24 protein-coding genes are annotated in these 21,545 nt (G+C 45.1%); 14 read left to right on the forward strand and 10 right to left on the reverse strand.

Annotation, left to right across the window (positions count from 1 at the left end; genetic code table 11):
- Window positions 1-60: 60 nt before the first annotated feature.
- From QUB66_RS20570 to QUB66_RS20585, 4 genes are all read right to left on the reverse strand, one after another.
- Window positions 61-1,425: an iron uptake porin gene (locus QUB66_RS20570; RefSeq protein WP_332969575.1), complete on the reverse strand. Its 1,365-nt coding sequence runs from the start codon at window positions 1,423-1,425 to the stop codon at window positions 61-63.
- A 48-nt stretch (window positions 1,426-1,473) separates the two neighbouring features.
- On the reverse strand, window positions 1,474-2,478 hold the full coding sequence (locus tag QUB66_RS20575) for an ABC transporter permease subunit (protein ID WP_332969577.1): 1,005 nt from the start codon (window positions 2,476-2,478) through the stop codon (window positions 1,474-1,476).
- Window positions 2,475-4,019: a sugar ABC transporter ATP-binding protein gene (locus QUB66_RS20580; RefSeq protein WP_332969578.1), complete on the reverse strand. Its 1,545-nt coding sequence runs from the start codon at window positions 4,017-4,019 to the stop codon at window positions 2,475-2,477. The genes QUB66_RS20575 and QUB66_RS20580 overlap by 4 nt, the downstream gene beginning before the upstream one ends.
- 161 nt (window positions 4,020-4,180) lie before the next feature.
- Complete coding sequence (locus QUB66_RS20585) at window positions 4,181-5,227, reverse strand: ABC transporter substrate-binding protein (RefSeq protein WP_332969579.1); 1,047 nt, start codon at window positions 5,225-5,227, stop codon at window positions 4,181-4,183.
- A 617-nt stretch (window positions 5,228-5,844) separates the two neighbouring features.
- On the opposite strand from QUB66_RS20585, the gene QUB66_RS20590 reads away from it, so the two are divergent.
- Window positions 5,845-6,984, forward strand: coding sequence for a glycosyltransferase family 4 protein (locus QUB66_RS20590; protein WP_332969580.1), 1,140 nt, complete (start codon window positions 5,845-5,847; stop codon window positions 6,982-6,984).
- Between the two features lie 118 nt (window positions 6,985-7,102).
- Complete coding sequence (locus tag QUB66_RS20595; RefSeq protein ID WP_265236666.1) at window positions 7,103-7,483, forward strand: hypothetical protein; 381 nt, start codon at window positions 7,103-7,105, stop codon at window positions 7,481-7,483.
- A 467-nt stretch (window positions 7,484-7,950) separates the two neighbouring features.
- On the opposite strand, the gene QUB66_RS20600 is transcribed toward QUB66_RS20595, so the two are convergent.
- On the reverse strand, window positions 7,951-8,199 hold the full coding sequence (locus QUB66_RS20600) for a chlororespiratory reduction protein 7 (RefSeq protein ID WP_332969581.1): 249 nt from the start codon (window positions 8,197-8,199) through the stop codon (window positions 7,951-7,953).
- A 287-nt stretch (window positions 8,200-8,486) separates the two neighbouring features.
- Here QUB66_RS20600 and sir point away from each other — a divergent pair, with 287 nt between their 5' ends.
- The 8 genes from sir to QUB66_RS20640 all read left to right on the forward strand — a co-directional run bounded on the left by sir (window position 8,487) and on the right by QUB66_RS20640 (window position 14,791).
- Window positions 8,487-10,478: a sulfite reductase, ferredoxin dependent gene (gene sir / locus QUB66_RS20605; RefSeq protein ID WP_332969582.1), complete on the forward strand. Its 1,992-nt coding sequence runs from the start codon at window positions 8,487-8,489 to the stop codon at window positions 10,476-10,478.
- 232 nt (window positions 10,479-10,710) lie between these two features.
- Window positions 10,711-11,547, forward strand: coding sequence for a 16S rRNA (uracil(1498)-N(3))-methyltransferase (locus QUB66_RS20610; protein ID WP_332969583.1), 837 nt, complete (start codon window positions 10,711-10,713; stop codon window positions 11,545-11,547).
- Window positions 11,548-11,598: 51 nt separating this feature from the next.
- Window positions 11,599-11,829 carry a hypothetical protein gene (locus tag QUB66_RS20615; protein ID WP_332969584.1) on the forward strand — a complete coding sequence of 77 codons (231 nt, stop codon included), beginning with the start codon at window positions 11,599-11,601 and terminating at the stop codon, window positions 11,827-11,829.
- Window positions 11,816-12,166, forward strand: a complete 351-nt coding sequence (locus QUB66_RS20620; protein WP_332969585.1) for a type II toxin-antitoxin system PemK/MazF family toxin — start codon at window positions 11,816-11,818, stop codon at window positions 12,164-12,166. Before QUB66_RS20615 ends, QUB66_RS20620 begins: the two co-directional genes overlap by 14 nt.
- Before the next feature lie 157 nt (window positions 12,167-12,323).
- Window positions 12,324-12,671 (forward strand): lysozyme inhibitor LprI family protein, encoded by a 348-nt coding sequence (locus QUB66_RS20625; protein ID WP_332969586.1) that lies wholly within the window; start codon window positions 12,324-12,326, stop codon window positions 12,669-12,671.
- Between the two features lie 241 nt (window positions 12,672-12,912).
- A complete protein-coding gene (locus tag QUB66_RS20630) occupies window positions 12,913-13,341 on the forward strand; it encodes a lysozyme inhibitor LprI family protein (RefSeq protein WP_332969587.1) in 429 nt (142 codons plus the stop codon).
- A gap of 224 nt (window positions 13,342-13,565) precedes the next feature.
- Window positions 13,566-14,012, forward strand: coding sequence for a hypothetical protein (locus QUB66_RS20635; protein WP_265236653.1), 447 nt, complete (start codon window positions 13,566-13,568; stop codon window positions 14,010-14,012).
- An 11-nt stretch (window positions 14,013-14,023) separates the two neighbouring features.
- Entirely contained in the window at window positions 14,024-14,791 is a 768-nt protein-coding gene (locus QUB66_RS20640) for a PPC domain-containing protein (protein ID WP_332969588.1), read from the forward strand.
- A gap of 18 nt (window positions 14,792-14,809) precedes the next feature.
- Here QUB66_RS20640 and QUB66_RS20645 read toward each other — a convergent pair whose 3' ends face one another.
- Window positions 14,810-15,034: a YgiT-type zinc finger protein gene (locus tag QUB66_RS20645; RefSeq protein WP_265236650.1), complete on the reverse strand. Its 225-nt coding sequence runs from the start codon at window positions 15,032-15,034 to the stop codon at window positions 14,810-14,812.
- Window positions 15,024-15,347: a DUF4258 domain-containing protein gene (locus tag QUB66_RS20650; RefSeq protein WP_332969589.1), complete on the reverse strand. Its 324-nt coding sequence runs from the start codon at window positions 15,345-15,347 to the stop codon at window positions 15,024-15,026. The genes QUB66_RS20645 and QUB66_RS20650 overlap by 11 nt, the downstream gene beginning before the upstream one ends.
- 108 nt (window positions 15,348-15,455) lie before the next feature.
- Between QUB66_RS20650 and QUB66_RS20655 the strand changes: the two genes are divergently transcribed.
- Window positions 15,456-16,613 (forward strand): tetratricopeptide repeat protein, encoded by a 1,158-nt coding sequence (locus QUB66_RS20655; protein WP_332969590.1) that lies wholly within the window; start codon window positions 15,456-15,458, stop codon window positions 16,611-16,613.
- A 104-nt stretch (window positions 16,614-16,717) separates the two neighbouring features.
- Here QUB66_RS20655 and QUB66_RS20660 read toward each other — a convergent pair whose 3' ends face one another.
- Complete coding sequence (locus QUB66_RS20660) at window positions 16,718-17,281, reverse strand: hypothetical protein (RefSeq protein WP_265236646.1); 564 nt, start codon at window positions 17,279-17,281, stop codon at window positions 16,718-16,720.
- Between the two features lie 316 nt (window positions 17,282-17,597).
- Here QUB66_RS20660 and QUB66_RS20665 point away from each other — a divergent pair, with 316 nt between their 5' ends.
- Together QUB66_RS20665 and QUB66_RS20670 are read left to right on the forward strand one after the other, a co-directional pair.
- The gene (locus QUB66_RS20665) at window positions 17,598-18,215 is read left to right on the forward strand and encodes an esterase/lipase family protein (protein ID WP_265236689.1); all 618 of its coding nucleotides are present in this window, start codon (window positions 17,598-17,600) and stop codon (window positions 18,213-18,215) included.
- A 2-nt stretch (window positions 18,216-18,217) separates the two neighbouring features.
- On the forward strand, window positions 18,218-18,829 hold the full coding sequence (locus tag QUB66_RS20670) for an esterase/lipase family protein (protein ID WP_332969591.1): 612 nt from the start codon (window positions 18,218-18,220) through the stop codon (window positions 18,827-18,829).
- Between the two features lie 111 nt (window positions 18,830-18,940).
- Here the strand turns inward: QUB66_RS20670 and QUB66_RS20675 are convergent, their stop codons facing one another.
- Complete coding sequence (locus QUB66_RS20675) at window positions 18,941-19,378, reverse strand: VOC family protein (protein WP_332969592.1); 438 nt, start codon at window positions 19,376-19,378, stop codon at window positions 18,941-18,943.
- Window positions 19,379-19,389: 11 nt separating this feature from the next.
- Here QUB66_RS20675 and QUB66_RS20680 point away from each other — a divergent pair, with 11 nt between their 5' ends.
- Entirely contained in the window at window positions 19,390-20,244 is an 855-nt protein-coding gene (locus tag QUB66_RS20680; protein ID WP_332969594.1) for a DUF92 domain-containing protein, read from the forward strand.
- A 174-nt stretch (window positions 20,245-20,418) separates the two neighbouring features.
- Here the strand turns inward: QUB66_RS20680 and hetR are convergent, their stop codons facing one another.
- Window positions 20,419-21,324 carry a heterocyst differentiation master regulator HetR gene (gene hetR, locus QUB66_RS20685; RefSeq protein ID WP_332969624.1) on the reverse strand — a complete coding sequence of 302 codons (906 nt, stop codon included), beginning with the start codon at window positions 21,322-21,324 and terminating at the stop codon, window positions 20,419-20,421.
- Between the last annotated feature and the right edge of the window lie 221 nt (window positions 21,325-21,545).

A 21,545-nucleotide genomic window follows, 5' to 3' on the forward strand; every position in this document is an offset into this window, starting at 1 on the left:
GTTTTTGAGTAACAGCTTGCCTGCTCTTCAAAGCCAGCTACTTTTAGCTGCGACTATTTTTTAGTCTAAACTACAGTCACCGTCAACATTTAGCAAAACCACACCACCTCTACCATCAGAAACGCTGCTAACACCGGAATTTTCGGCATTGGCGCGAGTATAAACGCCCCAACCGTGAACTTGCAACCGGGGAGCAAGGCGGTAGAATCCTTGTACGCCAACAGAATCGCTGGATGTAGCAATATTGTCCCCAAACGGTCGCGCAGCCAGAAAACTGCCCGTACCGCCTGTGAGATCAGCTTTACCGCTTGGTGCAAAGGTACGAGAATAGGCTACGCCAATGGCGCCGCGATCGCCCCGGTAGGCAAGCTGAACCAGAGCATTGTAGGAACCGTTGAATAAACCGTTACTTTGCTGCGAGAGATTGGGATTTCCGGCGACATAGCCTACAGTCAGGGTGAGGTTTTTGACGATCGTCCAGTTGACAGCCGCACCGCCACCTCCCCGGCGGTAGAGGGGATTGTATTGTCCGAACTTCGAGGGAATTCCCTCACTATCGCTGGCGATCGTGGGAGGAGTCAGTAAATCCGTAATATCGGGATACCCGACACCTGTGGGGCCGACGGTCAGCGCGAGATTAGAAGTCAGCGGGGTCACATACAATACGTGAGGGACGGTGATTGTGTTATCGACATTGCCATCAAAGTTTAAGGCCGTCATATTTGTACCCGTCTTGTCGGCAATCCTGCCCAAGTTGCCGAATTCCAAACGGGTTCTCAGCAGATCGCGACCGGTGAAGCTGGTTTCAAAATTTAATCGCCCCCGGTTGGCAATAATAGTGTTGGTGCGATCGCGCGAATCCCCAACACTGTTACCGGAGGTATCTGTTACCACCACGATAATTTCTGCATTCAGCTTAGTTGTAGTCGAGAACTGATTCGCTTCTAGTTGTGCCGTGCGTGCATCTAGGGCATCGACTCGACCCCGCAACACCGATAATTCAGTTGCAAATTCTGCTTGCAGTTTTTGGACGATCGCTAAATCTTCCCCAGTAATCAGGTTGGTTGTTCCTGTGGCAATTAGTGCGCTGAGTCGATCGAGACAGCTATTCAATCCTGCTGCAAATTCGTACCGCCCCGTCGCGCGGTTTCCTCTGTATGTGCCGTCGGGATAACCGGCAATACAGCCGTAGCGTTCTACTAAAGATTGCAGCGCCTGAAACGCCCAGTCAGTTGGTTTTACATCCGAGAGTTGAGAGACAGAATTCACCTGTGCGAAGGGGTCTTCTGCCAAGGTATTTAACGGTTCAGGAGCAACTAATCTATCAATTGGTGCAGCAAAACTTGGGGATGATGTTAGTAGAAATACAGCAGGTGAACCCAGGATAAAAGCAGTAATCAGGTGATAAAAATGCTGGATTTGCATAGGAAAAAGCTCCGCATCAGGAACCGAGACACCGAATTAGCAATACCTTTACGCTGCGCTAGAGCCTGTGCGAACTTTGTCAATCGTCACTGCGATAATTATCACCAAACCTTTGACAACTAACTGCCAGAAGAAAGACACATTCATGAGAGTTAGTCCATTGTTGAGCAGGGCAATAATTAAAGCCCCCAGCAAAGTACCCCAAATAGTACCAATTCCACCTGTAAAACTCGTTCCTCCCAAAATTACAGCAGCGATCGCATCTAATTCGTAGCCCTGCCCCAACATCCCCGTCGCACTGTAGAGGCGCGACGCGCTCATAATTCCACCTAAACCAGAAAGCAACCCACTCACACCATAGACAAATAACAGCACGCGACTCACCTTAATACCTGTCAATCGTGCTGCCCGAATGTTGCCTCCCACGGCATAAATATGCCTCCCTAGAACAGTCCGCCGCAAGACAAACCAACTCGCTAACACTGCGAGAAAAGCGATAATAACTAACCAGGGAATAGGGCCAACATAGCTGTTACCTATCCAAGCGAAAGTGAGATTTCTATTGATAACTGTAGTGCCGTTAGCTACTAAATAAGCCACTCCCCGCAAAGCAGTGTAAGAACCCAGGGTTACGATGAACGGAGGCAAACCTAAATAGGCAATTAGCGAGCCGTTAAGTAATCCTAAAAATACTCCGGCTATTAACGCAGCCGGTACGGCAAACCAACCGAGGCCTGGAACTAAAGAAACCAGCACCCCGACAACTGCTGTCACGCCCAAAATTGACCCGACTGAAAGGTCAATTCCGCCTGTCAAAATCACAAAAGTCATGCCGGTAGCTAGGACAATATTGATCGATGCTTGCCGGATGACATTGATCAAATTTCCTACTGAAAGAAAGTTGGGCGTTACCAAGGAAAAAATTATACAGATCCCCACCAAAATTGGTAAGATACCGGCAACCTGAATAAAATTTCTCCAAGCTTGAGCTTTACTTGCTTTCTGCCGATCGCTCCCTGAATTTCCGCTGGTTTTTGTTTCCGTTTGACTCATGATTTTACTACCTCTTTTGCACCAGTGGCATAAGCCATAATGTTTTCTTGCGTAATCTTTTCCCCAGTCGTTCCGCCTACTTCACCGACGAGGCTTCCTGCTCGCATCACTAAGACGCGATCGCTCATTCCCACAATTTCCGGCAACTCGCTGGAAATCATCAAAATAGCCACACCTTTGGCTGCCAAATCGCTAATAATTCGATAAATTTCGCTTTTTGCGCCAATGTCCACACCCCGCGTCGGTTCATCTAGCAAAAGTACCTTTGGGTTGATAGCCAACCAACGCGCTAGCAGCAACTTCTGCTGATTTCCTCCAGAAAGATCCATTGCCCTGATGCTCGGACTTGCAAGGCGAATCTGCAAATTATCAATAGCATCATTCACAATTTTCAACAGAAAATTTGAGTTGATAATGCCAGCTTTTGCTTCTCGATCGAGGACATTCATGGTGATATTTTCCCCCGAAGTTGCCTCCAAAAATAGTCCGAGAGCCTTGCGATCTTCGGGCACGTAAGCAATTCCAGCGGCCATTGCTTCATTGGGTGTCGAGACATTGAGATGACGATTTTCGAGTTTTATTTCACCGCTTGTCTTTCGATCTGCACCAAAAATCAGGCGGGCAAGTTCTGTTCTGCCAGCGCCAACTAAACCCGCTAAACCCAGAATTTCGCCCGCATGAAGTTGAAAAGTAGCAGGCTTTACTTTGTGGCCGTCGCTTAAATTTGTTACGTCAAGAACAACAGCACCCGGTGTTATTTGATGCTTGTTTTCGTACAAATCCTGTAAAGAACGACCCACCATCATTTCCACCAAGCGATTGGCAGAAATTTCGTGCTTTTCAAGAGAGCCAATATACCCGCCATCTCGGATGACGCTCACGCGATCGGCAAGGGCATAAATCTCTTCCATCCGGTGGCTGATGTAAATAATAGCAATTCCCTCAGTCCGCAAACGGCGAACCACTTCAAAAAGCTTATCTGTTTCGCGGTCTGAAAGCGCTGCCGTCGGCTCGTCCATTACTAAAATTCGGCTTTTATCTTTGAGCGCCCTAGCTATTTCCACTTGCTGCTGTTCGGCAATTGAAAGTGTGGAAACCAGGTCTCCAGCATCAAAACTTGCATCGAGGTTTTTTAATACCTCAGCGGCCCTACGTCGCATTTCATCTTGGTCTAAAAATGTACCTCCTTTCTTCAGCTCGCTGCCCATAAAAATGTTTTCAGCAACTGTCAGATTGGGGGCGAGATTGAGTTCTTGATAAATAATCGCTATCCCTAAATTTCTGGCTTGACCGGGGTCTGTCATCTTAACAGCTTGACCGTCAATTCTGATTTCGCCTGCATCAGCTATGTAGGCTCCCGCCAGAATTTTCATCAGCGTACTTTTGCCCGCACCGTTTTCCCCCATGAGGGCGTGGACTTCGCCTGGGTAAATGGTGATATTTACATCGTGCAAGGCTGTAAAACCGTGAAAGGTTTTTGTAATACCTTGCATTTCGAGGACTGGCTTAGTTTTAATTGAATCTTGAGTGCTATTTACCATCGTAAATACCTTAAGGAAATCTGCTTGACTATTAAACTTATATCCCCCTTCTTAAGAGGGGGAGAAGATGCTTTTCAAAGTCCCCATTCTTAAGGGGAATCTAGACTAGGGTAAAAACGGGATTCCTCCAAGGTTTTAGTCTTAACTTGACACGAAGAAGGTCACTCGCTTGTCCAGCCTTTATGTTGATTGACGTTTTCGCGAGTAATCAGCGCGACTGGAATCAGAATGTTTGGATTGGCTGGCTTTTTGCCTTTCCGAATGTCGTTGCCGACTTCAACTGCCTTGGCTGCCATGCGAAAGGGATCTTGAGCTGCTGTAGCCACAAATAAACTGTTGTTCTGCTTGAGCGCATCTAAAGCTTCAGGTGCACCATCGACTCCAACAATAAAGAATTCGCTCCTTTGTGCTTGTTTGGCTGCTAATTCTGCACCAATGGCACAGGGGTCATTAATTGCAAAAACAGCATCAATTTTTGGGAAGGAAGTAAGCAAATCGCTCATCACTCTTAACCCGCCATCGCGGCTGCCTTCAGCATTCTGATCTTTGGAAAGAACCTTGAGATCGGGATATTTGGAGAAGACACTCTGGCAGCCCTGAACTCGCTCGACCACTGAAGCGACGGGAGGCCCGTTGATAATCACAACGCTGCCTTTTCCTTTCAAGCGATCGACTATATATTGACAGCTTACTTCGCCAGCTTGCACGTTATTTGAAGTAACTGTGGCATCAACACCTCCCTCGGCGGCGGTATCAACTGCAATTATCGGAATTCCGGCTTGCTTGGCTTTTTCGACAGCGGGTGCAATGCCTTTGGTGTCCGCAGCATTAAGTATAATCATGCTGACATTAGAGGCAATAAAGTTTTCGATTTGATTAAATTGCTGATTTAAATCGTCGCCGCTGGAAACGAGAGTTGTCCTCACGTTTGCACCGCCGAGTTTCTTGGCTTCGGCCTCAGCGCCCTTGCCGACTTGTACGAAGAATGGATTACCGAGGTCGCGGACTGCTACAGCAACTGATGAAAGTTCAGAGTTGCTTGGTTGTGTGCCGTTTTGAGCGTTCCGGGAAGCTGCTGTGCAACTTGCCAGAGTGCTGCTGAGTAGACTAAAAAGACTGAGTGCGATCGTTACTCGTTTCACCTCAAACTCCAATGAAGGCTCGTTTGGAGAGAGTCGTTCGTAAATATGACGTTGCCAACCTAACATTAGCTTTTGTCAGGTTTCAGCTCGAATACCTAATGTTTTAGGTAACAGGATTTTCCCGGTACAGGATTGTACGATACCTTGTTTCTTTTGCGCTCGTAAAATTTTCTCGATCGGCTCGCTAGACTGCTTGTGCGAACAGAAGAAATACGAATATAAATCTCTGTCCTAGCTGCAAATAAAATCAACGATGCTTGAATGTATTAAATGCTTGATGAGCATTCTTTTTTTCAATCTTCAAGAAAACTTTTAAGAGACAATTTTTGACAAAATATTTCACAACTTGCTTTTAAAACCCGAGCGAGTCATATTTAATTTAGTTCTCTATCTTGGTTTATCCTAACAGTTAAATAAGGGCTTAATATCTATCTTTGGATAGACAATACTTCTACCAAAAACTAAATATCCGATCCTCTATATCGGCACTGATAATAATAACCCGCATTCTGGTCTGATTCCGCTAACTCAATAATTCTTAAAGTTTGCTCGGTGTAGGAGATTGTAAAAATTCATTAAGTTTAGAGTCCATTAGGGTCGATTATAGTAGACTGTAATTGCCATTTTTTCGCAAAGTCATTTTACAGAAATAATTGTCTGCGCCCTCAAGGCGTAAATCTGAGATGCGATCGACAAATCACCTATTCTGTTTCCTAGAAATATTTTCCAGCGAAGGCGGCATTCAATCCTACGCCCAAGACATCCTGAAAGCTTACCTGTCACTAACCGCAGCAAACAACTTTCCGCCACAAGCAGAAGTTTTGCTATTGCGAGATTCTCCAGATTGCCAAAATCCCTTCGAGTCAAAAAATCTCAAATTCTCTTACCTAAAAACTCATCCCGCTTGGCTTGGTCGTCTTAAGTTTGCCGCAAAATTGCTAACTTGTTTGCTGCAAAAACGACCGGAACGGGTTTTTTGCGGTCACATCAAACTCGCACCGCTAATTAAAACTTTATGCCAGCCGCTGGGAATTCCCTACACAATTTTAACTTACGGTAAGGAAGTTTGGGAACTGCTTCCACCAAAATATCAAATAGCAATGAGAGAATGTGACAGTATTTGGACGATTAGCAGGTACACGCGCGATTGTACTTGCGAACTTAACAATTTAAATCCTGACAAATTCCAAATAGTGCCTTGTACTGTAGATGAAAATATATTTACGACTGGGCCCAAACCGCTGCATTTATTAGAAAAATACGATCTGGTTGGTGCTAAAATATTGATAACTGTGGCTAGATTGCGATCGCACGATAGTTACAAAGGAATCGATGTCACAATTCAAGCTTTGCCGGAAATTGCCAAAAGTTTTCCCAATGTGAAATACTTAGTTATTGGACGCGGGGACGATCGCCCTAGATTAGCAAAAATCGCCCAAGATTTGGGAGTTGCCGAAAAAGTAATATTTGCGGGTTTTGTACCGACAGCAGATTTAGCAGCACATTACCAGTTGGCGGATGCTTATGTAATGCCCTCCCAGGAAGGCTTCGGTATAGCTTATTTGGAAGCTCTAGCTTGCGGAGTACCAGTGCTGGCGGGGGACGCGGACGGTTCGGCAGATCCGCTGCAAGATGGTAAACTGGGATGGCGAGTTCCTCACCGAGATTCGGCAGCAGTAGCGGTTGCTTGTGTAGAAATTTTGCGAGGACAGGATCAAAGGTGCGATCGCCCTTGGTTGAGGGAACAAACCCTGGCACAATTTAGTTTTGCATCCCTTTGTCAATCTTTACAAGGGATTTTTCAACCCTCTGACTCAGATTAGCTTGTAACGTAGAGAGCGGTTTCTGCGTGTACAATGGGAAGATTAAGTCGATCGACCGCCTGAATTTCTGAGTAGGATAGAGTCAAGCCTACCTGCAAAGACACCCAAGGAGACCACCGTGAACCAAGGCACCCCCAAAATATCTTTAAATTTACCGCGTATTAGCAATTGGCTGATACTGCTGGGCATCGCTTGTTTGTTGGTGTCAATTGGTTTGGGCTGGGTAGTTAAATCATTTTTGATTGTAGTAGGTTTGTTGCTGCTGACACCTGTGGTGGGATTTTTCGTGCTTCAGTGGTGGTTGAAACGCAATTTAATTGAAGACAAGTGTCCAGTTTGTCAATACGAGTTCACAGCTTTAAATCAAACTCAGTTTCAGTGTGCTAATTGTGGCGAACCTTTGAAAATAGAGGAAGGTCATTTTAGCCGCTTGACGCCGCCCGGTACGATCGACGTTACCGCCGTTGAAGTATCATCGGTACAACAATTAGAAGATTAATCATTGGGAATTGGGAATTGGGCATGGGGCATTGGGAATTGGGCATCGGGCATGGGGCATCGGGCATCGGGCATCGGGCATGAGTTAATTGTTGGTTATTATTTGTTATTTGTCACTTGTTAAGCTGTCGCGCATTTAAATTACATATTCGGTACGGCGTCGAATCCCATACCACTCATTGTTTGATTGATTTTTGAGACACAATTTAAATGTAGAACAGCTTATTTGTTATTTGTTATTTGTTATTTGTTATTTGTTATTTGTTATTTGTTATTTGTTATTTGTTATTTGTTATTTGTCACTTGTTATTTGTTATTTGTTATTTGTCATTTGTTATTTGTTTTAATAACCAATTGTCCATGCCCAATTCCCGATGCCCAATTCCCGATGCCCAATGCCCCATGCCCGATGCCCCATGCCCGATGCCCGATGCCCCATGCCCGATGCCCGATGCCCCATGCCAAAAATTACTTTTCTAGACGGACTGCGTACCACTGCAAAAACTTTCCAGGCCCGACATCTAATTCACAATAAGTATCAATTAAATACTTAGCTTGTTCTTCCACAGAAGAGAATTTTAGCACGTCGGCTGGCAAATCTTCATGTTCCTGAGCTAAGACCGCTTTCAGCTTTTCTAATAGTTCCGCCGCAGTCACAAACTGCTCCGGCTGGTTTGTTTCTAACACCACAAAGGTGTCTTCGTCATACAGTGACATAGTTTCAGTGTTTGAGGTTAATTATTTCTAAAGTTTCCGGCAGTTAAGCTAGCGAAAGTATAAACTCTTAATTACAATTTTCTTGCCCCGGCTCGATCGTGTTACAATAGAACAACATCAGAATTCCTACCGGATTACCGTTATTAACTTAGTTATTAACCGAGTTGTCAACAGATCCGAACAAGCATTTCTGCGAATGTTTCTCAATTACAAGTTGGTCGAGCGTCAAATTCTCAAGAAATATTCGATCGACCTTCCTCTAATTATAACTGGCACTATACATTCCCATGATCACATCTTCGACTTCAACCCCTGTTGCGCGCAAGCCATCTAAATCAGAAGGCCTCAAAGAACGCAGCAACTATTTACGAGAACCCGTTGCGACTGAACTGTTACAAGACACAACCCACTTCACCGAAGACGGGATTCAGATTCTCAAATTTCACGGCTCGTACCAGCAAGACAATCGCGACAATCGAGTTAAAGGACAAGAAAAAGACTATCAGTTCATGCTCCGCACCCGCAATCCCGGCGGGTTCGTTCCGCCGCAGCTATTCTTGGCCTTAGACAAGCTATCCGAAGAATACGGCAACCACACGCTCCGCGTCACAACCCGCCAAGGTTTCCAAATTCACGGCGTGTTGAAAAAAAATCTTAAAGCAGTGTTTTCCTCAATTATTAAAAATATGGGGTCAACCTTGGGAGCTTGCGGCGACTTGAACCGCAACGTCATGGCACCGCCAGCACCGTACAAAAATCGCCCAGAATACGAGTATGCGCTCAAATATGCCAACAATGTCGCCGATTTGCTAACACCGCAAACTGGTGGTTATTACGAAATTTGGTTGGACGGCGAAAAGGCAGTTTCGGCTGAGGAAGACCCCGCAGTCAAGGCGGCCAGACAGCAAAACGGCAACGGCACAATCTTTAGCGACGACAAGGAAGAACCGATTTACGGCGAGCATTATATGCCGCGTAAGTTCAAGTGTTCTGTTACCGTACCGGGAGACAATTCAATTGACTTGTACTCTCAGGATTTGAGCTTGGTGGTAATTACCGACAAAGCTGGGAATCTGCAAGGTTTTGACGTGTTTGCTGGCGGTGGTTTAGGCCGCACTCACAATAAAGAAGATACTTTTGCTCGCCTTGCTGATGAGATTTGCTATGTTGCCAAGGATGATGTTTACAGTTTGGTCAAGGCAATTGTAGCAACACAAAGAGATTTTGGCGATCGCACAGACAGACGACACGCGCGACTCAAGTACCTGATTAATGACAAAGGTGTCAAGTGGTTCCAAGAAAAAGTCGCAGAATATTTTGGCAAACCGCTAGAAGCGTTTAAACCGCTGCCTGAGTGGAAGTATTTGGATTTCTTGGGCTGGCACGAACAAGGCGACGGCAAGCTGTTTGTCGGCATTTCCGTAGAAAATGGCCGGATTAAGGATGAAGGCTCGTTTCAGCTAAAAACGGCTTTGCGGGAAATCGTGCAGAAGTACAACTTGCCGATGCTGGTGACTCCGCACCAAAACGTCATGATTTACGATATTTCACCGGATATCAAATCAGAAATTCAGGGCATACTCGATCGATGTGGCATTCAGCGGGAAACTGCGATCGACCCCTTAGTGCGCTACGCTATGGCTTGTCCGGCATTCCCAACCTGCGGGCTGGCAATTACCGAGTCCGAGCGCGTGATTCCGGCAATTTTAGATCGAATTCGGGCGAGTTTGACCAAAGTTGGTTTAGAAGACGAGCATTTTGTGGTGCGGATGACTGGTTGCCCCAATGGATGCGCCCGCCCTTATATGGCAGAATTGGGGTTTGTCGGGAGTTCGCCGGAATCCTACCAGATTTGGCTGGGCGGTTCTCCATCGCAAACGCGGCTGGCAAAACCGATTGAGGAAAAGCTGCACATCAATAATTTTGAAGCTTTTCTGGAGCCGATTTTTGTTTATTTCAAGCAAAAACGGCAAAAGAGTGAGAGTTTTGGCGATTTTTGCGATCGCGTTGGGTTAGAATCTATCCGTCAATTTGTAACCAATCACCAATCTACTGACTCGATGACAACTGAGATTAATGATTTAGCTGTTACGTCTAGTAACGACGATGAAAACGAGACTCCCACTGCTGGCGGTGGCAAAGTCCGCCGTCGAATTAGTGTCCGCGATGAAATCTACAACGAGCTCAAGGAAGAAGCAGCCCGCCAGGGCAAGCCAATCACGCAGTTAGCTACAGAGGCAATTTCCACTTATTTGAAGAAGATTAAGGAGGAAGCATAAGCCGATTCTTGATTTTCGATCGCATCAGATAAACCTCACACAAAATTAATATAAAGGCAAAGCATTTGCAGAAAAAATTAGATTTTCAACATAAATCTGATTGTAAATGCTTTGCCTTTAAACTTGCCAACAAAAAAACGATCCCTTCTCCTCCTCTCTTCCTCTGCGTTCTCTGCGCTCTCTGCGGTTAAAGAAAAAAAATCTAATAGAAAAACGAACAATCCAAAATTAAATGCCCCAACTACAAAGATTAGCAGTTAATGCAGATCAAATTTGCGATCGCACAATCAACTTAACCCCCGAACAACAGCATTATTTATGCCGAGTGTTGCGACTGAATCAGGGCGATCGATTTATTGCAATGGACGGACGGGGACATTGGTGGTCAGCAGCCCTAGAAGCACGGGAAACCGGGTTATTTGCCTCGATAGCAGAGGAGATTGCTGTAAACATGGAGCTACCAGTGGAAGTAACTTTGATGGCGGCATTGCCCAAAGGAAACGGCTTTGACGAGGTTGTGAGACAGGCGACGGAGTTGGGTGTGGCAAGTATTGTGCCGATGACGAGCGATCGCACTTTGCTCAAACCGAGTGCTCAAAAGGTCGATCGCTGGAGAAGGATTGCTGCGGAGGCGGCGGAACAGTCGGAACGTCAAATTGTACCAGCGGTTTATGAACCTGTTTCCTTTGATTTAGCTGTCAAAGATTGCAGTCAAAAATATCGATTTATTTGTCTTGCTCGCGGGGACAATCGGCATTTGTGGGATTGTTTGAGTGGTTTGGAACCCCCCCAGCCCCCCTTGCTAAGGGGGGAGCAAGAACCGGAGGAACCCCCCCAGCCCCCCTTGCTAAGGGGGGAGCAAGAACTGGAATCGATCGCGATTGCGGTTGGCCCGGAGGGCGGCTGGACTGATGGAGAAGTGGAAAGGGCGATCGAATGTGGCTTTGAACCTGTTTCTTTGGGTAGTAGAATCCTGAGAGCAGTAACAGCACCGATGGTGGCTTTATCGTTAGTAGGAGCAGCTTTTGAAAAGTGGCAATCCTCAACAAATATTTCTCTGAAGTGCTAGATATCGTAAACGAAGCTAAAATGTCAATGATTCATTAGGAATAAAACTAAAATGTTAAAATCAGTAAAGGGTATATATCGAGATGGCAAAGTTGTGTTATTGGAAACTCCGGGTGACTTAACAGAAGGGAAAGTTATCGTTACTTTTCTGGCAGAATCAGGATTGGTAGAGCTACAATCTCGCGGTATCGATCGGGAGAAAGCAGCAGATTTAAGGATCAGGTTGAGCAGATTTGCAGAGGATTGGGAACTACCGGAAATGGATGCTTATGATGCTTTATAATCGTGGTGATGTAGTCCTGGTTTTGTTTCCCAATGCTGATTTGCGTACTGCCAAGCGCCGTCCTGTTTTGATAGTTCAATCAGACAATTTGAGATCTGGTTTAGGGCAAACTATTACAGCAATGATTACTAGCAATTTAGCCCGTGCAGGACATCCAAGCCGAGTTTTAGTTTCCCTAGAAACACCGGAAGGTAAGCAAACACGATTGTTGGCTGATTCGGTAATCATGACAGACAATCTGGTGACGCTTCTAGAAGTTGAAATCGATCGCAAAATTGGTATTTGGTCAAATATGGCCGCAGTAGATGCAGCGCTCAAGCATACTTTAGCAATCTGATAAACAGGGCGATAGCTCGCAGAATCTAAAAATAATCTTTAAATTCATTGAATCAAATCAGTCTTGTGTTAGGAAAATTAGTAAAATAGGTTGACGGCTAATGAAAATAAATTTAAGGAAAAGTCGATCGCTCTTTTGCTCGATTGCGCTTTTGACAATGTTAGCAACAACATCAGTTTTTGCACAATCTGGGCGTTTTCCGATTGCTCAACAGATTAATTGCGATCGCCCGCAAGGAGACGTGGAAGTCAGAGCTTGTATTAGGTTTAGGTACGAAACCTCAGACAAGAAGTTGAATGAGGTTTACAAGCAACTGGTTGCTAAATTGAGCGGCGAAGAGCGATCGATTCTTGCGGAAGCACAATTAGGGTGGATTAAGTTGCGCGACAATAACTGCGAATTTGAAACCTATAGAAGTCGTGGCGGTACTGGCCATTCCGGTTTCCTTAATGAATGTTTGGATCGCATGACAAAAGCGCGCACTGCGGAATTGGAAAAGTATTGAAATTGGTTTGATTTGCTTGAAAGGCGATCGATCTCAACCCGCCTCGGCTATTCCTATCCAGCCAGATTTGACCAGTTTATGTAAATTTTTGTAATAAAACTCGATTTTTTGCATAAATATAGCGGAATCAGGCTGAAAGAGAGAGAAATATACATATATACAGCCTTTTGAGTATTGCTGTTGCGGTTTACCAAGGCTGGATTTGCAACAACAAGAAAACTTATAACACAGAGGAAAATTTATGAAAGGGCGATCGATTTTTAATGCAGTCGTAGGCTTAGTTATTGTGGGATTTACGTCTTCGCCAGTGTTTGCAGAGTCAAAAGGGGCGATCGAAGTCGCACCAACTCTGATAGCTCAACAACACTATATTTGCGAAAACGCCACAAACACCATAGAGATTAACAGGTGTCTGCGCTTAAGGTACGAGGCTTCGGACAAACGACTGAACCAGGTTTACAAACAACTAATGTCTAAATTGAGTCGCCAAGAGCGATCGACACTGATCAAAATACAGCGACAATGGATTAAGTCACGGGATCAAGACTGCAATCTTGAAGTTTCAATCAATCGAGGTGGTACTGGTTATAGCGGTTTTCTCAATCAATGTTTAGAAAGAAAAACCACACAACGCACCGCTGAATTACAAAATCGTTTAAAAAAGAGATAAAACAGGAAGTACACCGTGTAAAAGTTGGTGTTTCTGGCGATGTTTGACGAAGACAAAACTTAGACAGAAGCTGATGTAGGGTGCGCAGTGCGCACCTTCCCCCTTCAATTAGCGCATCAAACCAATTTTTATGTTAGTCCTGCGATCGTTTGAACGCTGACGAATCAACTTGATTTTGTGTTATAAAAGAGCGATCGCCCAAAATAACTAAAAAAATCATAAAAATGCGATCGCACATCCTACTCAGCACCAACCTAGCAATCTTCAATATTTGCTGTTTACCCATTTTAGCCCAGCCAGCGCAGACACTCCAAAACCTACCAGACGGCAAATATTTTTACGGAGAAGTACCAGAAGCCAACCGCCTAGCAACTCAATACATAATTTTCGAGAAAACTGGTGAAACTTTCACAGCCTTTGAATACCGCAGCAATACGAGCGACAATAGCTGTTTAAAAGGTACAATTAGTCAGAATACCTTTAATATTCAAACCATAGCATCTCCTCCCGACCGAGGTTACGATCGCCTTAAATGGCAATACTCCTCCGGGAAACCCGCCGATTTCAGTAAATGGCACCAACTCAACATCAGCCAACTACCTGATTTTGGCGAAAAAAGACTCGCAGAATGTATCCGCGTATTCACTACAATTCCTGACCAAAAGAAATAGAAGCAAGTATTATGAAAACTCTCCCCTTTACCATCACCCTCATTTCAGCATCATTTATAACCGCCATCACACCAGCGATTTTCGCCCAAGCGCAGCCAGCCACCGAAATCTACATCGATAAAAATTGTCGCCGTAACCAACAACTACCCCAACTTGAAAGATACACTATCTTCTTCAGAAATGAATTTACAACTAACGGTCAAAAATATTTATTCTACAGCGCCCGCTATCAAGATGGAGGCGTGATTCTATGTGTATCAAAACCCAATTTTAACCAACCAAAATCTTTAAATCAACCCAAAATACAAGCAAATTTTATTGATAAAATAGTCCCAGATACCAAAAATAAAACTGCTTTTATCATCACAGTCAGAGAAGGAAATGGTTTGGATACACCCATGACAAATTCTGGCTTAGATTTCAGTAATGTCGATCGACCAAAACTCACCTCCCTTTCCCTCCTACAGCAACGCGGAACCCTCAAAGACGGCGACCCCAGCCTTCCCAACGGCAGCTTTTACCGCGAACACAGCTTCCAAGGACGTGCAAATCAATCCATCACCATCGACCTCAAAAGCAGATCATTCGAGCACTTCATCACACTCATCGCACCCAGCGGCAATAAAATTGTAGACATCAAAGCTGTTCGCGTCAATAACAGAGAATCCCAAATCACCGTAAAATTGCCTAGTAACGGCACTTACAAAATAATTGTTCAAGGACTCGATCGCACCAGCAAAGGTACTTACACATTAAGCGTTAATTCCAACCAACTTTAACTAAACTTTAACCAACCGCTAAGCAAACTCAAAAACAGGTGTTTCAATCACCCTAGTCGGCTTTCTATCTTCCCAAATCATCTTCTGCAACTGTTCCACAGTCTCAGGCGAAAAAAAACGCTCTCCCGTTTCCAAACACACTCTAGCAGGAACATTTTCAATAATAATAAACTTACCATTGATTTCAAGCGTGTAAGTTACCTTTTGTTCCACCATTGTTTCTTTCCAAATATCATTGTTCATTTTGATTTATCCTTAACTTAAAATCAAGCCAAATTTTCGGATCTGGTTCGTATAAAGTAATGATTTTTACCAAAGGGCGAGATGGATAACTGCACTGAACGTGCAAAGGTCTATTGGCAATGGTGAAGCCGAAAATCAAACAGCTTGGGCCATATTTGTCATCGGGATACTCTTCGATAACTTCACCAGCCATTATTGCTTCCCGGAGTTCTTGTACCCTGATACGGCGAACTATGCTTTGGTTTACGGCGTGTTGTGAAAGCTCAAAATCATTTTTTACAATTTTGACACGTATTTTTTCAATGATTGTCATAGTTTCATATCATATCTATAACTTAACACAAGAGCCAAAATTGTTAACCACTGGCGGAACCAACCAAACATCAGCCAAGATAGAAACACACCCATTCCCCCAACCGCCATGACAGACATCCACCAAATAGCCACCGCCCTAGAAAGCCAAGACTACAAACAAGCAGCCCAACTCATCAAACAACTGCAAAAAGAATCACCCGAAAATCCCTGGGTAAAATACTACATTGGCCGCTACTACGAACTCACCAATAACCTCGAAAAAGCCCAAACAACCTACAAACAAATACTCCGCGACATCACCAACCCCAAAATCGTTACCCAGGCGCGCCAAGGCATTCAACGGATAGAAACGATAGAACAAAACCTCCGCCAACAAGCCATAGAAACCGCCAAAAACGACCCCAGCAACCTCGAACCCGGACTCCTAATCCTCGAAGCCGTCAGCCCCGAAAACAAACCCGCAGCCGTACAAAATATCAGCAGAATCTTCAAAATTGACGCCTACACAACCCGGACGCAAATTCAAAGCCGCGGCTGGAGACTCTACAAAACTGGCCCCATCGCCGAACTCCGAATTTACGGCAAAGAACTCCTCAACGTCGGCATTCCCGTATTTTGGGCAACCCTAGCCGACATTCAAAAAATCCAAATCTTCCGAGTGCAACACTTCCAGTCTCTCTCTTCCCCAGCCGTTGTTTGCAAAGACAACCTAAATAGACTCGGTTCTATCGAATTTCACTGGTCAGAAGTCAGCCAAAGAGTAGAAGGCTTGTTGCCGATGTTCATGGAAATCATGGACTACTCGCCCAACCGCAGAACCGATCAATTTCGCCACAAAGAAATTACCCAAGATTACGCTCAAATCTGCGACTTGCACATTCCCAGCCGCAACTGCATTCTGCGAATTTGCGACCAAAGCTACGAATTTCAACAAGGCGTTGACTTCACCCAAATTTCAGCAACTAGCGCAGCTTCACCGAACCCGAAAAACAAAACATCCAGAGTCAAAAAATCCCCACAAATACCTCAAAGTACCACCAGAATTAACTGGAATCACTTGCTGGAAATATTTGACCAACAGCTTGACGTTACAGTGTGGTCGGAATTTACTTTATTTGCCGAGACAGTCCTCGATTACACGCAGATGTTAAGCAAAATCGTATCTCATGTAGAGGTCGAGCGCAAATCCGAAACTCCTTGGGACTCTGCGTTCCAGCTATACAGTGGATTAGCCTTTCTCAAAAACCTAGGAAATAGGGAATAAAAAAAGAGTTAAAAATTCAAAATGAGCAATGACATTTTGAATTTTTTAACCCCAGCATTTGCAATTCTCAAATGCCCAATTCCCTATTACCAATTCTCAATTTCCTACTTCATTTTTACCTGACGTGCCATTTCCCGGAAATTGTTCATGCTAGGGCCAGGGCTGCGACGAGTTGCAGTTGGTATCGGCATTAAATTATTAGGAGCAAAAGTCCGAATCGGTTCAGCTTGACTCGGCACTTTTCCGTTAGTTGCAGCAGCCGGTACCTTGGCGGGTTCGGAAGTCTTAGCAGGAACGCTAGCGACTGGTTCCTTTTCTTTCTTAGACTTTTTCTCTACCTTAGCCTTCTTAGCCGGTTCAGACTTGCCTGACTTAACAGCCTCAACTTTTGCAGGTACGGCCGCAACAGCATCCCCTACCTTCGCAACAGTATCCCCTACCTTCGCAACAGCATCCTCTACCTTCGCAACAGCAGCCTCTACCTTCGTAGGTGCAGCCTCTACCTTCGCAGGTGCAGCCTTAGCGGGTTCCTTCGCAGGTGCAACCTTAGCGGGTTCCTTCGCCGAAGATTCACCTAAATCCATGAAATATTCAGACTTTTTCAAGCCCAACAGTCCGGCAAAAAAGCCGAAAATACCGCCGAAGAAATTTTTGATAAAACCAAACATTAGACTTACTCCTTTTGTTCTTTTAGAGAAATTTGTACAAGTTTGTCAACAAAGTTAGAATACGAGGTAAGGCAATTTTTGTCTACATTTCTTAATCAATATTAACATTGTTTGATTAAAAATGTAGAGCTTCTAGTAATTTTTACTCAGTAATGCCAGTCTTAACTTTGCACTTATTCACGATTATCTCAGAATTTATGACTTATTTCCTAATTTGCCCGAGATACCTCGATCCGATTCGCGATCTGTCCCACTAGGGGTCAAACTCCCTAAGGCAGTGATTTATGCTGTAATCGGCAAGCAATTTTTCCGCAAAATGAACAGTTCGCTCGATCGCAATCCCGTCATCCTGATCCACGGAATCTGGGACACAAAGGCTATTTTCAGCAAAATGTCCGCCCGCCTCACCCAACTCGGATGGTGCGTCCACAGCCTCAACCTCACCCCCAACGACGGCAGCCTCGGCCTCGACTCCCTAGCCAAGCAACTCGCAGACTACATTTCTGAAACCTTCGATCCAAAACAGTCTTTAGACATAGTAGGCTACAGCATGGGCGGCATCGTCAGCCGCTACTACGTCCAGAGACTCGGAGGCATTAACCGAGTCCAGCGTTTCATCACCATATCTTCCCCCCACAAAGGAACCCTCACAGCCTATTCCCTACCCCTACCAGGATACCTGGATATGCGACCCAATAGCGACTTGCTGCGCGATTTAAATCAAGATGTAACCGTACTCAAACGCATAAATTTTACATCAATGTGGACACCATTTGACATCATGATTTTACCGTCAAACAGTTCCCAAATGCCAGTAGGTAAAGAAGTCAAACTAAACGTCATGCTGCACCGCCAAATGGTGACAGAACCCCAAAGTATTAACGCATTAGTTGAAGAACTAAAAGCACCTATTAAAAATAAAGTTCCCACTTAAAAATGAATAGCAATTTCAGCCGCAACCCAGTCTTGCTAATTCACGGAATCTTTAGAAGATCGGGAATTTTCCACAAAATGTCTGCCTACCTCAGAGATTTAGGTTGGTCAGTCTACACCCTCGATCTCTCGCCCCACTGGGGCAACGCCAGCATCGACGAATTAGCCAAACAAATGGCAGATTATATAGACAAAAACTTCGAGCCACAACAGCCTTTAGATATAGTAGGATTGAGTATGGGCGGTTTAGTAACTCGCTATTACTTGCAAAGGTTAGGCGGAATTAACCGAGTCCAGCGCTTTATTGCCATATCTTCCCCTCACAGCGGTACTTGGACGGCTTGGGTTCTTTGGGGAAAAGGCTGCATCCAAATGCGTCCGCGCAGTGCTTTTCTGAAAGATTTAAATCGAGATGCTGCCTTGTTGGAAAAGCTGAATTTTACTTCGATTTGGACAGATTGGGATTTCATCATCGTCCCTGCTTCTAGTTCCCAAATATCAGCAGCAAAAGAAGTAAAATTGTCCGTGTTCGCCCATGCTATGATGGCGAGGCATTCCACCAGTTTAAAAGCGGTCGCTGAAGCACTTTCAGAACCCTTGAAAAATTCTTATTAACTTGTGGCGACTATCATTTGTACGGTGCGTCAGCATACAGATGCTCAATGACACACCAAATAACTCTCTGCGGACGCACCCTACTAGCTGTCAACTGTCAACTGTCAACTGTCAACTGTCAACTGTATCGCCGACTTCAGCGTATTCGCTGCGGCCAAAAATTGCTTCAGCTTCGCAGTAATACTTGAACTCCAGTATATTGTGGAAAGGGTCTTCTAAGAAGAAAGTGCGGTGTTCTGTGGGCAAACCGATAAATCGCCTTCTCGGTTCTTGATAGAAATTCAATTTGTTTTGCTGGGCTTTTTCTAACAGCCCTTCCCAGTCAGCCTCGTTCGTAAAAATTAACCCAAAATGCCGGGGATAGATGCCTCGCTGAGGGGTCAAAGGTTCGTGGCTGAGGTGGGCGACTATTTGATGGCCGCACAGCCCCATAATTGCAGAATTCGGCGATTCGCGACCGAGTTCGCAGCCGAGCCCGTCTACGTAAAAGGCTTTGGTTTGGGCAATATCGGTCACGGGGAAGGCAAGATGAAATAAGACTTTGCTCATGGAGGTACTAAATGCAGAATTCAGAATTGTTCTTTAATTATTTATCTTGGTCTAATCCTTGGTTGGTGGCGATCGCCCTGAATACATTTTTACTCGCGATCGCCACACTTGCTCCTAAAAAATTGCTTACTCCGGCTGGACAACTCCACGGTTGGCTGCTGGGTGTCATCATCTGGGGCAGTTTGGGATGGCAAGGCTATGCTGTGGTCATGTTCTACTTTCTTGTCGGATCTGGAGTTACCCGCATTGGCAAAGCCCAAAAAGAAGCTGAAGGCATAGCTGAAAAGCGATCGGGTACGCGCGGCCCGGAAAATGTCTGGGGTTCGGCTTTAACCGCTGCTACTTGTGCTGTGGGAGTTTTGGCTTTATCTATTTTAGGAGACACAGGCGGTATTTTAGGAGACACAGGCAATTTTTTAGGAGACACAGGCAAGATGCCTGTGTCACAAGATCTGATTTCCCTGTTATTGCTGGGTTATGCGGCGAGTTTCTGCACCAAACTTTCTGATACCTGCGCCAGCGAAATCGGCAAAGCTTACGGGAAGCATACGTTTTTGATTACTACCTTGCAGCCTGTACCTAGGGGTACGGAAGGGGCGGTAAGTTTGGAAGGAACGATCGCGGGTATTGTCGGATCGATTCTGATGGCGCTTGTTAGCTGGGCTGTGGGTTTAATTGACTTGACAGGAATTCTGGTTTGTGTTATTGCAGCTTTTATTGCTACGAATATCGAGAGCGTGATTGGCGCGACGGTGCAATCAAAGCTTGAGTGGCTGACGAATGAGGTAGTGAATTTTTTTAATACGCTCATCGGAGCGATCGCTGCGATCGTCTTAGCCTCTGTCTGGAAAGCTTTTTTTGCTTAGTCAGTTCTGGATGTAATCGCCACTCAAGAAACCGGGTTTTTTACCACAATTCAAGGCATTAATGCAATGTTTTCGGAAAAAAACCGGTTTCTGCGCCCAGCACAATTAGTAATTAATCATTACCCATTAGTTTCAAGCAACTGACAACTGACAACTGACAACTGACTAACCACATTAATCGTCGTCTTGTGGCCCAAAAACCATTTGTACAATCATCGTTGGTTCGCCCCGTTTGTGATAGCGATCGGCCCAATTACGAATAATTTCATCTAATTCCTCAACAGCTTGGTCGAGCCGTTCCGGCGGAATATCTAAAGTTTCCATAACTCGCATCACCTTGGGTTGTTTTTCCGCCCAATCCTGCATCAGCCGGAAATATCTAGCCGTATCCTCCACCATAATAAATGTCCGCTCTTCCTGCTCTGCCGGAGAGTAAGTAGCGCGGGTGAGGGCATAAAAAGGCATTCCCCAAGGAGAATCAATGCGAGTCACTGTTCCCGAATAGATCAAGCGGCGCTTGATGTGTTCTGCTAGAGCTTCGCTCAAAGGCATTCGCCTTTCTGGAGACATATCATCTTGCGATCGCCTGTGCAGAAACTCGATCAACTCCATAAACTGAAAAGAATTGATCAGTTGAGCATCAGGTGGATTAGCAGGAACCTTGCCTTCGAGATATTTTTTTTCATCCGCAGTCAAACTGTTGCCCGGAATCCGAGGGCGTCCCGGAACCCAAGCATACTGTTCCAGCCAGACATAAGGAAACTGAATCAAATATCTAGGTTCTTGGGAACCCAACATTTTCAGCAATTTTCCCTTAGTCAGAGCTTCCCGGACTTCCTCGACGATCACTTTCACCCGTTTAGGCTCAATGTGATGCAAGTGTCCGGTCATCCGCAGGTTGTTATCCTGCTCCATATAGGTCATATAAATGGCACACTTAGCCGCCGTTGCGGCCGCGTCTAGAAACGCCCCGTGCCTGTGCCCACTGGTTCTCATGGCGCTAAACGCCAGATATAGCATGATCTGATCCATTGCACTGGGGCTCAGGCTTTTGACCAAATCTAAAGAGTCATTTTTCATCACAATCTCCGAAATAGTAAAACTTGGAGGCATCTTTTCATCCTCCATTAATAAAATATTGCGAGACCGCCGAATCAAGCATAGCCGACTGTCGCCGGAAATCTTGGCAGCTACCCTAATATTCAGGCGAGTTCATTTCCCTGAGATAACAGGGGCATTGACTTAAAGGCGATCGACACCGAATAAATGGTTCTTATTGGCCAATTTAAGTCAAGTGCTGC

Source organism: Microcoleus sp. A2-C3, assembly GCF_036706065.1.
Lineage (GTDB): Bacteria > Cyanobacteriota > Cyanobacteriia > Cyanobacteriales > Microcoleaceae > Microcoleus.

Coding starts and splice junctions, on each gene's coding strand:
- QUB66_RS20570 (WP_332969575.1), bottom strand. CDS start 1,425: ATGCAAATCCAGCATTTTTATCACCTGATTACTGCTTTTATCCTGGGT.
- QUB66_RS20575 (WP_332969577.1), bottom strand. CDS start 2,478: ATGAGTCAAACGGAAACAAAAACCAGCGGAAATTCAGGGAGCGATCGG.
- QUB66_RS20580 (WP_332969578.1), bottom strand. CDS start 4,019: ATGGTAAATAGCACTCAAGATTCAATTAAAACTAAGCCAGTCCTCGAA.
- QUB66_RS20585 (WP_332969579.1), bottom strand. CDS start 5,227: ATGTTAGGTTGGCAACGTCATATTTACGAACGACTCTCTCCAAACGAG.
- QUB66_RS20590 (WP_332969580.1), top strand. CDS start 5,845: ATGCGATCGACAAATCACCTATTCTGTTTCCTAGAAATATTTTCCAGC.
- QUB66_RS20600 (WP_332969581.1), bottom strand. CDS start 8,199: ATGTCACTGTATGACGAAGACACCTTTGTGGTGTTAGAAACAAACCAG.
- sir (WP_332969582.1), top strand. CDS start 8,487: ATGATCACATCTTCGACTTCAACCCCTGTTGCGCGCAAGCCATCTAAA.
- QUB66_RS20610 (WP_332969583.1), top strand. CDS start 10,711: ATGCCCCAACTACAAAGATTAGCAGTTAATGCAGATCAAATTTGCGAT.
- QUB66_RS20615 (WP_332969584.1), top strand. CDS start 11,599: ATGTTAAAATCAGTAAAGGGTATATATCGAGATGGCAAAGTTGTGTTA.
- QUB66_RS20620 (WP_332969585.1), top strand. CDS start 11,816: ATGATGCTTTATAATCGTGGTGATGTAGTCCTGGTTTTGTTTCCCAAT.
- QUB66_RS20625 (WP_332969586.1), top strand. CDS start 12,324: ATGTTAGCAACAACATCAGTTTTTGCACAATCTGGGCGTTTTCCGATT.
- QUB66_RS20630 (WP_332969587.1), top strand. CDS start 12,913: ATGAAAGGGCGATCGATTTTTAATGCAGTCGTAGGCTTAGTTATTGTG.
- QUB66_RS20635 (WP_265236653.1), top strand. CDS start 13,566: ATGCGATCGCACATCCTACTCAGCACCAACCTAGCAATCTTCAATATT.
- QUB66_RS20640 (WP_332969588.1), top strand. CDS start 14,024: ATGAAAACTCTCCCCTTTACCATCACCCTCATTTCAGCATCATTTATA.
- QUB66_RS20645 (WP_265236650.1), bottom strand. CDS start 15,034: ATGAACAATGATATTTGGAAAGAAACAATGGTGGAACAAAAGGTAACT.
- QUB66_RS20650 (WP_332969589.1), bottom strand. CDS start 15,347: ATGACAATCATTGAAAAAATACGTGTCAAAATTGTAAAAAATGATTTT.
- QUB66_RS20655 (WP_332969590.1), top strand. CDS start 15,456: ATGACAGACATCCACCAAATAGCCACCGCCCTAGAAAGCCAAGACTAC.
- QUB66_RS20660 (WP_265236646.1), bottom strand. CDS start 17,281: ATGTTTGGTTTTATCAAAAATTTCTTCGGCGGTATTTTCGGCTTTTTT.
- QUB66_RS20665 (WP_265236689.1), top strand. CDS start 17,598: ATGAACAGTTCGCTCGATCGCAATCCCGTCATCCTGATCCACGGAATC.
- QUB66_RS20670 (WP_332969591.1), top strand. CDS start 18,218: ATGAATAGCAATTTCAGCCGCAACCCAGTCTTGCTAATTCACGGAATC.
- QUB66_RS20675 (WP_332969592.1), bottom strand. CDS start 19,378: ATGAGCAAAGTCTTATTTCATCTTGCCTTCCCCGTGACCGATATTGCC.
- QUB66_RS20680 (WP_332969594.1), top strand. CDS start 19,390: ATGCAGAATTCAGAATTGTTCTTTAATTATTTATCTTGGTCTAATCCT.
- hetR (WP_332969624.1), bottom strand. CDS start 21,324: ATGAAAAATGACTCTTTAGATTTGGTCAAAAGCCTGAGCCCCAGTGCA.